Source organism: Microbacterium sp. Soil_N32 (genome assembly GCF_057655505.1).
In genome coordinates, this window is sequence record NZ_JBDGME010000019.1 from 1,326,981 (window position 1) to 1,340,605 (window position 13,625).

The 13,625-nt window shown below is 70.6% G+C and carries 17 protein-coding genes; 10 read left to right on the plus strand and 7 right to left on the minus strand.

Going from position 1 to position 13,625, the window contains the following annotated elements:
• Together AC3A3J_RS14515 and AC3A3J_RS14520 are read left to right on the plus strand one after the other, a co-directional pair.
• Positions 1-210: a hypothetical protein gene (locus AC3A3J_RS14515; protein WP_487672937.1), complete on the plus strand. Its 210-nt coding sequence runs from the start codon at positions 1-3 to the stop codon at positions 208-210.
• A 152-nt stretch (positions 211-362) separates the two neighbouring features.
• The gene (locus tag AC3A3J_RS14520; protein ID WP_487672938.1) at positions 363-671 is read left to right on the plus strand and encodes a hypothetical protein; all 309 of its coding nucleotides are present in this window, start codon (positions 363-365) and stop codon (positions 669-671) included.
• A 23-nt stretch (positions 672-694) separates the two neighbouring features.
• Here the strand turns inward: AC3A3J_RS14520 and AC3A3J_RS14525 are convergent, their stop codons facing one another.
• Both AC3A3J_RS14525 and AC3A3J_RS14530 read right to left on the minus strand, forming a co-directional pair.
• Positions 695-2,158 carry an MFS transporter gene (locus tag AC3A3J_RS14525; protein WP_487672939.1) on the minus strand — a complete coding sequence of 488 codons (1,464 nt, stop codon included), beginning with the start codon at positions 2,156-2,158 and terminating at the stop codon, positions 695-697.
• Positions 2,159-2,231: 73 nt separating this feature from the next.
• A complete protein-coding gene (locus AC3A3J_RS14530; RefSeq protein WP_487672940.1) occupies positions 2,232-3,506 on the minus strand; it encodes a M20/M25/M40 family metallo-hydrolase in 1,275 nt (424 codons plus the stop codon).
• 126 nt (positions 3,507-3,632) lie between these two features.
• Between AC3A3J_RS14530 and AC3A3J_RS14535 the strand changes: the two genes are divergently transcribed.
• From AC3A3J_RS14535 to AC3A3J_RS14550, 4 genes are all read left to right on the plus strand, one after another.
• Positions 3,633-4,676: an FUSC family protein gene (locus tag AC3A3J_RS14535; RefSeq protein WP_487672941.1), complete on the plus strand. Its 1,044-nt coding sequence runs from the start codon at positions 3,633-3,635 to the stop codon at positions 4,674-4,676.
• Between the two features lie 83 nt (positions 4,677-4,759).
• Positions 4,760-4,993 (plus strand): hypothetical protein, encoded by a 234-nt coding sequence (locus tag AC3A3J_RS14540; RefSeq protein WP_487672942.1) that lies wholly within the window; start codon positions 4,760-4,762, stop codon positions 4,991-4,993.
• A gap of 59 nt (positions 4,994-5,052) precedes the next feature.
• A complete protein-coding gene (locus AC3A3J_RS14545) occupies positions 5,053-5,319 on the plus strand; it encodes a glutaredoxin family protein (protein WP_487672943.1) in 267 nt (88 codons plus the stop codon).
• Positions 5,320-5,428: 109 nt separating this feature from the next.
• Positions 5,429-5,842, plus strand: coding sequence for a VOC family protein (locus tag AC3A3J_RS14550; RefSeq protein ID WP_487672944.1), 414 nt, complete (start codon positions 5,429-5,431; stop codon positions 5,840-5,842).
• 67 nt (positions 5,843-5,909) lie between these two features.
• On the opposite strand, the gene thrC is transcribed toward AC3A3J_RS14550, so the two are convergent.
• From thrC to AC3A3J_RS14570, 4 genes are all read right to left on the minus strand, one after another.
• Positions 5,910-7,313, minus strand: a complete 1,404-nt coding sequence (gene thrC, locus AC3A3J_RS14555; protein WP_487672945.1) for a threonine synthase — start codon at positions 7,311-7,313, stop codon at positions 5,910-5,912.
• A gap of 105 nt (positions 7,314-7,418) precedes the next feature.
• Complete coding sequence (locus AC3A3J_RS14560) at positions 7,419-7,826, minus strand: arsenate reductase ArsC (protein WP_487672946.1); 408 nt, start codon at positions 7,824-7,826, stop codon at positions 7,419-7,421.
• Positions 7,827-7,842: 16 nt separating this feature from the next.
• Positions 7,843-8,445 carry a response regulator gene (locus tag AC3A3J_RS14565; protein WP_487672947.1) on the minus strand — a complete coding sequence of 201 codons (603 nt, stop codon included), beginning with the start codon at positions 8,443-8,445 and terminating at the stop codon, positions 7,843-7,845.
• Positions 8,442-9,620: a sensor histidine kinase gene (locus AC3A3J_RS14570; protein ID WP_487672948.1), complete on the minus strand. Its 1,179-nt coding sequence runs from the start codon at positions 9,618-9,620 to the stop codon at positions 8,442-8,444. The genes AC3A3J_RS14565 and AC3A3J_RS14570 overlap by 4 nt, the downstream gene beginning before the upstream one ends.
• 156 nt (positions 9,621-9,776) lie before the next feature.
• On the opposite strand from AC3A3J_RS14570, the gene AC3A3J_RS14575 reads away from it, so the two are divergent.
• The 3 genes from AC3A3J_RS14575 to AC3A3J_RS14585 all read left to right on the plus strand — a co-directional run bounded on the left by AC3A3J_RS14575 (position 9,777) and on the right by AC3A3J_RS14585 (position 12,354).
• Entirely contained in the window at positions 9,777-10,310 is a 534-nt protein-coding gene (locus tag AC3A3J_RS14575) for a small multidrug efflux protein (protein WP_487672949.1), read from the plus strand.
• 131 nt (positions 10,311-10,441) lie between these two features.
• The gene (locus AC3A3J_RS14580; protein ID WP_487672950.1) at positions 10,442-11,323 is read left to right on the plus strand and encodes a manganese catalase; all 882 of its coding nucleotides are present in this window, start codon (positions 10,442-10,444) and stop codon (positions 11,321-11,323) included.
• Positions 11,320-12,354, plus strand: coding sequence for an SDR family oxidoreductase (locus AC3A3J_RS14585; RefSeq protein ID WP_487672951.1), 1,035 nt, complete (start codon positions 11,320-11,322; stop codon positions 12,352-12,354). Before AC3A3J_RS14580 ends, AC3A3J_RS14585 begins: the two co-directional genes overlap by 4 nt.
• A gap of 24 nt (positions 12,355-12,378) precedes the next feature.
• Here AC3A3J_RS14585 and AC3A3J_RS14590 read toward each other — a convergent pair whose 3' ends face one another.
• Entirely contained in the window at positions 12,379-12,891 is a 513-nt protein-coding gene (locus AC3A3J_RS14590) for a DUF2231 domain-containing protein (RefSeq protein ID WP_487672952.1), read from the minus strand.
• An 84-nt stretch (positions 12,892-12,975) separates the two neighbouring features.
• On the opposite strand from AC3A3J_RS14590, the gene AC3A3J_RS14595 reads away from it, so the two are divergent.
• Entirely contained in the window at positions 12,976-13,584 is a 609-nt protein-coding gene (locus AC3A3J_RS14595; RefSeq protein WP_487672953.1) for a hypothetical protein, read from the plus strand.
• Positions 13,585-13,625: the final 41 nt, after the last annotated feature.

Below are 13,625 nucleotides of genomic sequence, written 5' to 3' on the forward strand. Positions count from 1 at the left end.
ATGTCCGCTTCCCGTCGCCGTCTCCTGCTGCGTCTGTCCGTCACCGCCGGGCTCCTCGTGCTCGGGGTCGTCATCGGCCTGATCCTCCAGAACGTCTGGCTCGGCATCCTCCTCGCCGCGATCGTCTGGATCGGGTGGTTCCTCGGGTACGAATCGCGCCGCGGTCACAACGCCGGAGTCAACGACGAGGATCATGGCATCGAGGTCTGACCGACCGAGCAGACCGCCCTCGGCCAGGTGCGCGAAGTGACTCTCTCTGCACGAGCGGGCAGATCTCTTCCTTTTGCACAGTTCACGTGACGGCCGAAATCTCACCCCGGACCATCCTGGAACCTTGATCTCGACGATGCGACGATGAGGGGATGGGTTTCATGGACGATGCGCAGATCTGGGTCATGATCGGAGCCTTCACCTCCCTGATGCTGGGAATGCTCACAGTCGTGTCGACGCTGTTCGTGCGAGTGGTGCGAGCCGAGGTGGGAAGCATCCGCGGCCGCCTCGACGGACTGGAGGGACAACTCGGTGGCCTGCGTCACGAGATCAGCACGCATGTCGGCGGACTGCGCAGCGAGATGAGTGCGCGGTTCGACGCCGTGAACGCCCGGATCGACGGACTCGACCGAGACGTCCAGGCCGTCGTCAAGCGCACGTTCGGCCTGGACCGCGACTGACGGACGGCGCGAGGCGTTGCGGCTCAGAGCAGCGGCGCGACCTCGGCCTCGACCGGACGGTCGGTGAACGCCGTCCGCGGCACGAACAGTAGGCAGAAGGCAGCGACGACCGCGGTCACCCCGCACACGATCCACACGGTCATGTACCCGGCGAGCGACCCCGCGGTGCTTTCAGTGGTCGAGCCCGCGACCTGCGCCGCCCCGCCGAGCAGTGCGATGCCGAACACGCACGACGCGACGGCTCCCCCGACCGTCTTCACCGAGTTCGTCAGCCCCGTCGCCACGCCGGTCTGAGTCGGCGGGGCGGCCGATGCCGCGGCGGCGGGCAGCGCGGCGACCAGCGCACCCGAGCCCAGACCGGCGATCATCATGTTCACCACGACCTGCACGTAGGTCTGGTGGAAAGGCACGAACAGCAGGAACCCCGCGCCGACCAGCAACGACGCGAGGAGCAGCGCACGCCGCGGGGTGATGCGCCGCGCCACGACGGGAAAGAGCAGGGCGCCCGCGATCATCGCGATGAGGTACAGCCCGATGATCAGCGACGTCTGGAAGCCGCTGGTCCCGAGGCCGTAGCCGTTCACGCCGGGGTCGGTGCGGGCGAAGGTCGAGAGCGGCGCCTGGGCACCGAGCACGCTCACGCCGAACAGGCCGGCGGTGAGGAAGACCGGACCGAGCGCCGGCGACCGGAACATCCGCACGTCGATCAGTGGATCCGGATGCCGCAGCTCCCACCGCGCGAACGGGATGACCAGCAGCACACCTAGCACGACGACCGCCCACGACAACGGGTTCGCGACCCCGCCGTCGAGGCGCAGCAGGCTGAGCCCTCCCGTGAAGCAGAGCAGGGCCAGGGAGATCAGCACCAACCCGACGGTATCGAAGACTCCGCCGTTCTGATCCGGCGACTCCTTGACTCCGAACAGGATCACGAAGAAGCACACGACGATCAGGGCCGCCGGCACAAGGAGCACCGCCGTGAGGGGCAGGACGTCGACGAGCTGTCCCCCGGCGAGCGCGCCGATGATGGCGCCGCCCTCGAGCGCCGCGACGAGCAGCCCCGCCGCCTTGGCGGTGATGCCGGCTCGACCCTCCAGACGGCGGGAGCGCGACCAGATCAGGGCGATCTCGAGAGGCAGCCAGACAACGTAGAACCCCATGAGCGTCCAGGCGACCAGGAACACCGCGAAGGAATCGGTGAAGGGGAGCACGAGAGCCGCGACAGCCGTGAGCGCGGTGGAGACCAGGAGCATCCGCTTGTGCCCGACCATGTCGCCGAGCTTGGCGAACGCGGGGACGACGAGCGCCGAGAGCATCAGCTGGGATCCCTCCAGCCAGTTCACGTCGGCGTCGTGGATGCCGAGGTGGCGGGCGATGTCGGTCAGCATCGGCGTGTAGTAGCCCTGCAGCACACCACTGGTGAACTCGACGAAGGCGAGGTATCCGACCACCGCGGCGAGGGCACCGAACGTGCGAGTGCGCGTCATCGCGACTCCTGCTTCTCTCCCGGCCCCGACGGCACGGAATCCGGGTCTGGCGTGCTCCTCGGGGCGTGTGGGATCACACTAGCCGTTCGAGGAGCGCGCGGTGGAAGCGCTCGCCGCGCTCGAGGGCGGCGATCTCGACCCGCTCGTCGACGCCGTGGATCGACGCGCGCTGCGCATTGGACATATCGAGCGGGGCGAAGCGGTAGACCGCCGACGCGAACCGGTGGAAGTGGCGCGAGTCGGTCGCAGCCATCATCACGTACGGCACGGCCGGGATGTCGGGGTGCGAGACCCGCAACGCCTCGCCGAGCAGCGCGAACGGAGCGTTGTCTGTGGGCGACTCCGGCGACGGTTCGCTGGCCTCGAGCACCTCGACCCGCACGAGCGGGTCGCGGATGCGTCGACGCAGACGGAGCACGGTCTGCTGCGTCGTCTCGCCGAGCGCGATGCGGAGGTTGATCGTCGCGGACGCCTGCGACGGCAGGACGTTCGCCGCGGTTCCGCCGGATTGCATCGTCGGAGCGATCGTCGTGCGTACCAGCGCCGCGGGTTCGCCGCCGAGCATCGCGAAGAGACGCGCAGTGAGCAGAGGCGCGACCGAGAGCAGGCGGAGGAGGTGGCGAGGCGCACCCGGTGTGCGGTCAGCGAGACGGGCGAGCATCGTCAGGATCGCCTTCGGAGCACGGGGCCGGAAGGTGCCCGGCCCGAGCCGCTCGACCGCCCGAGCGACCCGCCGGACGGCGGTGCGCGAGGGTGGCGCCGATGCGTGACCGCCCTCGCCGCGGGCGGACAGGCGAACGGTCAGCACACCCTTCTCGCCCACGCCGATCATCGCCGCACGACCGGGGACGAACGGCAGCGGAGCGTCGACCACCGCGCCGCCCTCGTCGACGACGAGCCACGGTACGACGCCCCGCCCCTGCAGCACGGACGCGATCGTTCGGGCGGCGTTCCCGTAGGTCTCCTCGTTGCCCCCGAACGACAGATACACGTCCCGTGGCGGGGCGAAACCCGCGGCCAGCAGGTTCTCGACCGCCTCCAGAATGACCATCAGCGGGCCCTTGTCGTCGAGCGCGCCTCGCCCGTACACGAGTCCATCGGCGATGACACCGTCGAACGGCGGGTGCGTCCACGCGTCGCTCTCGTCGACCGGAACGACGTCGTAATGCGCCATGAGCACGACCGGATCACCGGATGCCCCGTCACGCGCCGCCCACCGGAAGAGGAGCCCGTGGTCGGTGATGCGCTCGCGCTCGAGGTGCGCATGCACCAGCGGGTAGAGCTCGGCCAGCAGGGCGACGAACTCGTCGAACGGGCCGCTGCCCCGCTCGTAGAGTTCTGCGGACACGGTCGGGAGGCGGAGCATCCGCGAGAGACGTTCCTCGATTCCGGGTCGTACGCTCGCAGCCGTCACGTCGCCATCGTATCGACCGGTGTGGTCGGGGGCGCGGCCGACCGGGAGGAGAATGGAGGGGTGAGTCTGTTCGCCTTCACCCCGTCGCGCGGGAGGCGATGGCATCTCGCCCTGCAGGCATCGATCGGCATCGCCGCGCCGATCGCCGTCCTCGGTCTTCTCGGCCACGCTCCGCTGGGCTACGTCGCCGCGACCGGCGCGTTCACGGTGCTCTACGCCGGGTCGGCCCCGGTGGTCGATCGCGCCCGCATCCTGCCATTCGTCGCGGCGGGACTGATCGCGAGCGCCGCCGGCGGCGCCCTCGTCGCCCCCAGCACGGTGGCCGCCGCCGTGGGCGTCGTGGTCGTCGCGATCGTCAGCGCGGCGCTCGCCTTCGGTTTCCGACTCGGGCCACCGGGACCGCTGTTCTTCGTGCTGGTGTTCGGTCTGACCGCCCATGTCATCGGCACGGGGGCCATCGCCCCGCTCGTCTACCTGGCGGCGCTGGCGGGCGGATGCCTCTTCTCGTTCCTGGTCGCGCTCGTCCCGCTCCTGCGCGCCCGCACGCGGGCGGTCGGGGCACGCCCCCTTCGCGAGCTGCTGCCCGGGCCGCACCTCGACGCGGACGGACGGATGCTGCTGCTGCGCGTGGCGATCGTTGCCGTGGTCGGCGTGCTGCTGGGGCTCGTCGTCGATCCCGATCGCACGTACTGGATCGTGGGATCGGCGGTCGCGGTGATCGGCGTGGCGGCGGCACGACGCGCCGCCTTCCAACGGGGCCTGCACCGGATGCTCGGCACGATCGTCGGCGCCGGCCTGTACCTCGTCCTCGCACTGCTCCACCCGGCGGGCATCTGGTTGGCGCTGCTGCTCGGGGCGCTGCAGTTCACGATCGAGCTCGTCGTCGTGCGCCACTACGCACTGGCCCTGGTGTTCATCACGCCGCTGGTGCTGCTGCTCACCGGCGCCGCGACCGGCACCATCGGATCGATCGACGTCGCCGGGGAACGGATCGTCGACACGATCGCGGGAGCGGTGCTCGGAGCCGCGTCCGGGGTGCTGCATCCGTCGTCGAAACGCCCCCTCGGCGACGACGACTCTTCCTCCACCGATCGCGGAAGATAGCGGTTGTCCCCAGCTCCCGTGCCCGGGTGGGCGGGCCCGGATGACGGCTTGGCAGCCTGGAGGTCCGTCCGCACAATAGGAGCATGATCGCCGTGACCGAACCCCAGATCTGGACGATGATCGGAGCCTTCATCGCCACCACGATCGGCATGATGACGATCGTGTCGACCCTGTTCGTCCGCGTGCTGCGCGCCGAGATCGGAGGGCTGCGCGAAGAGATGCGGGGCCGCTTCGAGGCGGTCGGCGCCCGGATCGACGGTCTCGACCGCGACGTCCGGGCGCTCGTGAAGCGCACGTTCGGCCTCGACCGGGAGTAGCGAGGGAACATCGTCGTCGCCCCGGCGGTTGCACTGCACACAGCATCCGGGAGGCTCGCATGGAACTGACGCTCGTGTCATCGTCGTTCTGCGGCGCGTGCGCCCGCACCCGTGCCGTGCTGCACGACGCCGCGCGCTTCCTCTCCGACGCCGCCGTCACCGAGATCGACGTGGCCCGCGATCCGGATGCCGCCGAAGCGCTCGACATCCGCTCGACGCCGACGGTCGTCATCCGCGACGACGCGGGAGCGGTCGTCTTCCGCGCCGAGGGCGTTCCGTCCGTGCCGCAGGTGCTCGCGGCCGCGGCGCGCGCGCTGCCCGACTGACACCTCGCGACACGGGAGATATACCGCTCACGGTGTCTTGAACCGCGCCCGACCCCCGCGCAGAATGTTGCTGCCTCGGCCCGCAGGCATCCGTCGACCAGGAGCAACCATGCCCTTTCTGAACCCGTACCTGTCCTTCCGCACCGAAGCCCGCGAGGCGATGGAGTTCTATCGCGACGCGCTCGGGGGCGACCTCGAGGTCACCACGTTCGGCGACTATCCCGGAATGGTCGAGAACCCCGACCAGCAGTCGCTCGTCATGCACGCTCGACTCACCACCTCCGACGGTCTCGTGCTCATGGGCGCCGACACCCCCGACGGTGTTCCCTACGAGAAGCCCGCGGGCATCTCGGTGTCGCTGAGCGGCAACACGAAGGCGCGCGCTCAGGAGGTCTGGGATGCGCTGTCCGACGGCGCCACCATCACGATGCCGCTCGACACCCCGCCGTGGGGCGGCACCTACGGCATGCTCGTCGACCGCTACGGCATCGCCTGGATGGTGCACAGCGACCCGGAGGCCTGACTCCGATCGCACGAAGGGTCGGTATCCCTCGGGATACCGACCCTTCGTGCGACGGGAGCCCGGCGACTCAGCGCAGCGCGTGCTCCTCGATGAAGGCGCGCAGCGCGTGCTCGTCGTCGGCCATCTCCACGACGTGCTGCGGAGCGCCGAGCATGTCTCGCAGCTCCTTCGAGTAGTCGAGCTCGACGCCGATGGCCTCGATGATCGTCTCGGCGAACTTCTGCGGCTTGGCGGTCTCGAGCACGAGCATCGGAACGCCCTCTTCGACGTGCTGATGCGCGACCTTGACCCCGTCGGCCGTGTGCGGGTCGATGATCTCCTGAGTCTCGGCGTACACCGCGCGGATCGTCTCGAGGCGGTCGGCATGCGTCGACGTGCCGCTGACGATGCCGAACTCCTCGACGAAGCGCGGCTGGTCGGCCGCGAAGTCTACGTAGCCCTGCTCGTCGAGGTCGCGCCACGCACCGACCACGCGCTCGGGGTCGCGGTCGACGAGCTCGAAGATGAAACGCTCGAGGTTCGACGCCTTCGAGATGTCCATCGAGGGGCTGGACGTCGCCAGGGTCTGGGCGGCGTTACGGGGGCGGTAGATGCCGGTGCGGAAGAACTCGTCCAGCACGTTGTTCTCGTTGGCTGCCAGGACGAGACGGCGGACCGGCAGGCCCATCTGCTTCGCGAAGAAGCCGGACAGGATGTTGCCGAAGTTGCCCGACGGAACCGTGAACGACACCTCGGTCGCACCCTCGGCATCCGTCGCGCGCAGCCACGCCCAGAAGTAGTAGACGACCTGTGCGGTGATGCGGGCGAGGTTGATCGAGTTCACGGCGCCGAGATTCTGCGCGCGCTTGAACTGCAGATCGCCTGCGAGGTGCTTCACGAGGTTCTGGCAGTCGTCGAAGACGCCCTCGACCGCGATGTTGTGCACGTTCTCGTCGTCGAGCGAGAACATCTGCGCACGCTGGAACGCGCTCATCCGTCCCTGCGGAGAGAGCATGAACACCGCGACGCGCTCCTTGCCGCGCAGCGCGTGCTCCGCCGCAGAGCCGGTGTCGCCCGAGGTCGCCCCGAGGATGTTGAGCACCGACCCCGTGCGCGCGAGCGTGTATTCGAGCACCTGCCCGAGGAACTGCATCGCCATGTCCTTGAACGCGAGCGTCGGCCCTTCCGACAGACCCACGAGCGTCAGCCCGCCGCCGATCGTCCGCAGAGGCACCACGTCGCCCGGGAAGGGCGCGTACGCCGCCTCGGTCATGCGCGCGAGGTCTTCGCGCGGGATGTCGGTGGCGAAGAGCCCGATCACCTCGGTGGCCAGCTGGGGGTACGTGAGTGCGCGCCACCGTTCGAGCGTCTCGGCGTCGACCGTCGGCATCTCGGCGGGCACGGCCAGGCCGCCGTCGGGCGCGAGGCCCTCCAGCAGCGTCTCGCTGAACGGCTGCGGCTGCATGCCGCCGCGGGTGGAGATGAACTGCACGTCTGCTCCTCGGCTCGGGACTCGGCCCGTCCATTCTCGCAGGAGGATTCGCGGCCCGTTGACGGATGACGCCCCCGCAAGGAACAGCGGGACCGCGCGGCGCGCTCAGAGCAGGTCGGCGAGGAGCGCCTCGATGCGCCCGCGGATCTCGTCGCGGATGGGCCGCACGGCCTCGATGCCCTGTCCGGCCGGGTCGTCGAGCTTCCAGTCCTCGTAACGCTTGCCCGGGAAGAACGGGCACGCGTCGCCGCAGCCCATCGTGATGACGACATCGGATGCCTGCACGGCCTCGGTCGTGAGCACCTTCGGCTGCTCGCCCGCGATGTCGATTCCGACCTCGGCCATCGCAGCGACCGCGACCGGGTTGATCGCGTCGCCGGGCATCGAGCCGGCAGACCGCACCTCGACACGCCCCTGGCCGAGTTCGCGCAGGAAGCCGGCGGCCATCTGCGATCGGCCGGCGTTGTGCACGCACACGAAGAGGACGGAGGGCTTCTCGGCAGCGGTCGTCACGGCTCTAGGATACGCGTCAGATCCAGCCGCGTTCCTCGGCCAAGAGCACGGCCTGCTGCCGGGTGGCGACCGACAGCTTGCCGAGGATCGCGGAGACATGATTCCGCACGGTTCCCGGCGCGAGCGACAGAGCGCGCGCGATCTGCCCCGTCGTCTCACCGCGACGCCCGACTCGCAGCACGTCGAGTTCGCGGTCGGTGAGCGGCGATCGCTCGTCGCTCAGGGCATCCGCCGCGATCTCGGGATCGACGTACCGGCCGCCCGCGGCGACCGTGCGGATCACGGCGGCGACCTCGTCGGCTCCGCGGGACTTGGGCAGGAACCCGCTGACGCCCGATGCCAGGGCCCGCCGCAGCACGCCGGGTCGCGCATGGCGGGTCACGACCACGCAGCGGGTGGGGATGGCGCGGTGCAGACGCTCGGCGACCTCGACCCCGTCGAGCCCGGGCATCTCCAGGTCGAGCAGGCACACGTCGGGCTGCAGACGCATCGCCTCGGCGACCGCCTCGGTGCCGTCGGCGCACTCGGCGACGACCTCGATGTCGGCTTCGAGCCGAAGCAGGGCCGCCAGCGCGGACCGGATCATCCCCTCGTCGTCGGCGAGCAGCACACGGATCATGCGGGCTCCTCGGCCGGGACGGTGACCGTGATCGAGAACGAGGCACCGTCGCGCTCGACCGCGAGCGACCCGCCCGCGTCGGCGATACGACGCCGCATGCCGGCGATGCCGGACGCGGCGGCGTCGACCGACTCGCCTGCGGCGACGGGATCGGCATCGTTGGCCAGCGTGTAGCGCCAGACGGCACCGTCGCGGGCGAGCGCGATGCGGGCGCGCTCGCCGCTCCCGTGTCGCAGCACGTTCGTGGTCGTCTCGCGGATGATGGGCCCGAGGGCGGATGCCGGGGCACGATCGGCGTCGGGGGCGATGTGCGCCTCGACCGACAGCCCGGCGGCCACGAGGAGGTCGCGGGCGTTGGCCAGTTCGTCGCCCAGCGGCACGGAGCGGTACCGCGTCGCGAGGTCGCGGGTCCCCTGTCGGGCGTCGTCGACACTCTCACGCGCGGCGCGCAACTGCTCCATGCCTGCGGCCGGATCGGCGGGCATCAACCGCTCGGCGAGTTCGAGCTGCAGCGCGATCACCTGCAGGTGGTGCCCCTGCAGGTCGTGCACGTCGGTTGCGAGGCGCAGCCGTTCCTGAGTGGCGGCGAGCCGGGCTTCGGAGGCGCGGGCGCGGTCGAGCGTCATGAGCACGTCCCACCACCACAGGGTGCTCACCGTCATGACCGGCAGGAGCGACGTGTAGACGATCGGCATCCACCACGACGTCTCGCTGGAGTGCCTCGCGTCGATGAAACCGAGCACCACGAGCACGAGCACGGCGGCGATGGTGACCCGGTAACGCACCCCGGTGGGCCAGTTGAGCAGGGTGAGCGACTGCACGACGGGCATCAGGGCGAGCTGCCAGCTGCCGAGCAGCGTCCCCGCCGTCGCCCCGAACGCGACGGCGACGGCGATCGGCACAAGGATGCGCCGCCAGGCCACCCCCGGCGCCGCGTCGACGCGATGACGATAATCGCGCAGCAGCAGCATCGTCGAGGCGCACCACAGGAGGCCGCCGACGGCCACGACCACTCCGGCGGCGGTCGTGTCGGGGAGTGTGAAGGCGATCAGCGTCCAGAACAGCACGAGCATCAGCTGCAGGAACATCACGCCGCCGGCCGTGTACCACCAGGTCGCGACCACCCCGCGGGCGAGTCGGCGGGAGCCGGGGGTGGGGTCGACGGATGCGCTCACCCCACCCACCCTAGAGCCGTGACACATGTCACCCGTCGGGTGTGCAGACCGCCCGGATGCCGGTGACACGGCGGCACTTCTGCGCCCCTGGTCGCTCCGCTGGACTGGAGTCATCGCCACGGACCTCCCGTGGCCCGACACGTCAGGAAGCCCCTCATGAACCTCATCGAGACGTTCCAGGATCTGGTCGCCCAGGTGCCCGAGCTCATCCAGCCCCTCATCGTCGCGCTCGCCGGCGCGGTGCCCTTCATCGAAGGCGAGGGAGCCGCCGCCATCGGCATCATCGGCGGCATCCATCCGGTGGTCGCCGCGATCGCGGCCATCGTGGGCAACTTCGCGTGCGTCGCCGTGCTCGTGCTCGCCAGCTCCGGGGCTCGCAAGGCGATCGTCGACCGCACCCGCACCCGCCAGCTCGCGGGCGCCGACGGCGCCGTGGTCGTCGAAGAGACCCCCGCCGACGACCGCCGCACGGCGCGGCGCCAGAAGTTCCAGCGTGCGTTCGAGCGGTACGGCGTACCCGGGGTGAGCCTGCTCGGACCGCTCCTGCTGCCGACGCATTTCACCGCGACCATGCTCGCGGCCTCGGGCATCGGCAAGGGCCGCATCCTCCTCTGGCAGGCGGTCGCGATCATCGGCTGGACCACCGTGATCACCCTCATCGTGGGCGGCGCGGTGTCGGTCATCCCCTGATCCGTGCCGGCGGCGGGCGGTGCGTGCGCGATTGTCTCAGGCGCTTCCCGATTTGGAAAGCCCCTCCGTCGATCGCGGGAGCGAGGCGCTGGATGGTCGTTCACCGACAGCAGATCAGAAAGGTAGGACCCATGTTCTTCCACCGACAGGAACTGCAGTTCTCGGCGACACCGGAGAAGCCCGATGCCGTCTACGCACGCAAGCTCCAAGAGGTGCTGGGCGGCCAGTACGGCGAGATCACCGTGGCCATGCAGTATCAGTTCCAGGCCTGGAACATGCACATCCCCGGCAAGTACCGCGACCTGGTGTTCGGCATCGGAGCCGAGGAGATGGGCCACGTCGAGATGCTCGCGATCATGATCGCCCAGCTGCTCGAGAAGTCGCCGCTCGGCATCACCGAGGAAGCGGTACAGGACGACCCGACGGTCGCGGCCGTGATCGGCGGCACCGACGTGCAGCACGGAATCGTCGCCGGTGCCGGCGCCCGCCCGGTCGACAGCAACGGCAACCCGTGGCAGGGGTCGTACATCACGTCGAGCGGCAACCTGCTCGCCGACTTCATGGCGAACGCCAACGCCGAGATGCAGGGACGGGTGCAGGTCGCCCGGCTCTATCACATGACCGACGACCACGGCATCCGAGACATGCTGGGCTTCCTGCTCGCCCGCGACACGATGCACCAGAACCAGTGGCTGCGCGCGGTGGAGGAGCTCAAGGCGGAGGGCGCGGAGGAGCTGCCCGTTCCGAGCAACTTCCCGATCAACAAGGAGCACCGCGAGGTCTCGTACCAGTACCTGAACTTCAGCGACGGAGCCGCCGCCGCGGAGGGATCGTGGGCCTCCGGCCCGACGCCCGACGGCAAGGGCGAGTTCAGCTACCACGACGGGCCCACGACCACGGCCGAGATGCCGCCGCCCACTCACCCCGACGCGCGCTTCTACGGCACCACCGAGCTGCCGAACGTGGTCGAGAAGGTCGCCGGCGCCGCACAGGACGCGTTCAACAAGGAATGACCGGGTTCCGCTGGGGAGGAGGGGGCGCAGCCGGTCGGCGGCTGCGCCCCCTCGACGCCCAGGTCGCGGTGGTCACCGGGGGCTCGCGCGGCATCGGGCGCGCCGCGGCGCTGCGCCTGGCCCGCGCCGGTGCCCGTGTGGTGGTGCTTGCCCGCGACGAAGAGGGCCTCCGCGAGACCGTACGGCTCATCGAGGAGAGCGGCGGGACGGCCCGTCATCTGGTCGTCGACGTCACCGATGCGGATGCCGTGCGCACCGCGGTCGACCGTGTCGAGGAGTGGTTCGGACGCATCGACACCTGGGTGGGCAACGCCGGGGTGCTGCTGTACTCGCGAGTCGCCGACACGCGCCCGCAGGAGTTCCGCGACGTGCTCGAGGTGAACCTCATCGGGCAGATCCACGGCATCCAGGCCGCGCTCCCCGCCCTGCGTCGCGCGGGCGGCGGCGCCCTCGTCATCGTCTCCTCTGTCGAGGCGGTGGCGGCCCTGCCCATGCACGGCGCCTATGCGGCATCGAAGCACGCGCTCGAGGGAACCCTCGACGCCCTGCGCCGGGAGCTCGGTGGGGAGCATCCGCGGATCAGCATCACCTCGGTTCGACCGGCCGTCATCGACACCCCCATCTATCGCCATGCGCGCAACCGCATGCCGTGGCGGCCGACCGCGCCTCCTCCCGCGTACGCGCCCGAGGTCGTGGCCGAGGCGATCGCCTTCGCCGCGACGCACCCCGTGCGCACCATCCATGCGGGCGGGGGCGGCCGCCTGCTCGTCGCCGCGCAGCACGCTGCGCCGGGGATCGTCGATGCCGTCTTCCGCCGATTGGGCACCGACATCATGCACACCGACGACCCCGACGGCACAGGCGGCGGCGACCTGCGCGTCGGTGCCGCGGATCGCGCGTCGACCGGGGCGCTTCCGCGGCGCGGCCGCGCGGTGAGTGCGTACACGTGGCTCGCGGTGCACCCGCGGCTCCGCCTCGGCCTCACCGCGGCGGCGCTGGTGTGGGCGGGATCGCGTCTACGGCGGCGCTAGCGGCGGGGTTCCGGCCGCACCCCCTCACTGGTGCAGACGGAACCCCTCGGCCTGCGTCTGCTCATCGGCGACGCGGACGCCCCAGCGGTACGCGAGCTTGCCCCCGAGGTATCCCGACGCACCGACCAGCAGGAAGGCGATCGCGCTGAGGATGAACGCCGGCAGGTGCGGGCGGTCGGCGCCGTCGACGAGACGCAGCACGAAGCCGAGCGCGAAGAGAGCGGTCGCGAGCAGGTTGAGCGCCATGTGCACGAGTGCGGTGCGACGCGCGACCGTGCCGGGGACGATCTGCGACAGGTCCATGAGTCCGAGCACCGCGGCGAGGAGCGCTCCCGCGATGCCGATGCCGGCCAGGACCGTCGCTCCCTGTGCGAAAGCGGAGTCGTCGCCGACGAGGGCGACCACGTCGAAGATCAGCGCGGCCGTCCACGCGCCGATCGGGATCGTGACCGCGACGGGGTGGAACGGATGCCCGTACGGTCCCGCGGCGATCGATCGTGGATGCTTGGCCCGGTGGATGCGCTGCGCTGTGTCCATGCCCGGACGGTAGAGGCCGCTCGACGATCCCCTCAGGGTCTTGACAGGACGGTGCGCGGTCGGCGGGCCTGACACAATGGGACCGTGCACCCGTCCCGGAGACCCGCCGTCCTGCGCGGGTTCGCGGCATCCGCCGTGGCGATCTTCGTCGCGCTCGCCGGGCACGTCACGGCCGGAGGGGCGATGCCCGGGGCGCTGGGCATCCTCGTGCCCTGGGTGCTGTCGTTCATGGTCTGCGTGCTGCTGGCCGGCCGCCGGCTCTCCGTCACCCGCCTCACGCTCTCGGTCGCGGCGAGCCAGTTCCTCTTCCATGTGCTCTTCGTGCTCGGCACGATCACGCCCATCGCGGGTGCCGCCGCGCCCCACGTGCACGGCGGTCCGCTCGTCCTGCCCGACGCGTCCGGCATCCCCGCCGCGGTCGTGGCGGACGGCGGGATGTGGGTCGGGCACGTGGTCGCCGCCCTCCTGACCGTCGCCGCTCTGCACCGCGGCGAGCGCCTGCTCGTCGGGCTGCGCGATCTGGCTCAGCAGAGCATCCGCTGGGTCCGCCGCCGTACCGCCGTCGCGGTCTTCTCCCCCCGCCCCCGCCCGGTCGCCGTTCCTCGCCTGCGGGCGGACGCCGTCGTTCTCCGGGGTGCGCTGCTGCTGTCGCCCCTGCGCGGGCGCGCCCCACCTCTCCACGTCGCGGTCTGATCTCCGCCCCGGGCCGATGCCCGTGGGCGTTCACGCCTGCG